Genomic DNA, 575 nt, shown 5'->3' on the forward strand with positions numbered 1-575 from the left:
ATGAAAGGTATCTCTGAACACTCAACAGCCAAAAATGGAAAGGGACGACTCAAAAGTTCCAGACCACATCACAAATGCTTGGGAATACAAACGCAGAAAGAACACGAAACAGCAACTTCTGGCAATTAGTTTATAATTTAGTTATGAAGAAGGAAGACCTAAGAACCTACAAAAACTCACAGGACGAATGAGTTAGAACGCAAAGGGCAATACACGCCAAGAACGAAAAGCAATTGGCACAACTCAAAGCAAAGAGAGCTGAATACAGGGCAAAGCAAACCGAAATCATTGAGAAAAGACTTGAGGCAAGGGCAAACAGGAGAAACCTTAATGTCCTGACCGAAAAGCAAATGAGACAAAAGGAAATGCAGACCAAAAAGGCACAAGAGGCATACAAGAGGTTGAAATACAAGAAGGGAAACCAAGACATCGCCTTTAAGAATGTGCTTGATGAAGGCAATAAATGGCAAACAAACTTCGTATCTTCAAATGTGTGGAAGTTCAAGACAAGGGGAAACAACTTACTGGAAGGATTCCTCAATGGCAATGTCTATCTCTACTTTGGGGTTGCCAAA

The 575-nt window shown here is 40.9% G+C and carries 1 protein-coding gene; it reads left to right on the forward strand.

Features of this window, described 5'->3' with window-relative positions; translation table 11 throughout:
* Nucleotides 1-233: 233 nt before the first annotated feature.
* Nucleotides 234-575 (forward strand): hypothetical protein (locus Q7L73_RS28635; RefSeq protein ID WP_304715811.1); only part of this gene is annotated, 342 nt, incomplete at its 3' end.

Source organism: Conexibacter sp. CPCC 205762, assembly GCF_030646155.1.
In the GTDB taxonomy this organism is placed as follows: domain Bacteria; phylum Actinomycetota; class Thermoleophilia; order Solirubrobacterales; family Solirubrobacteraceae; genus Conexibacter.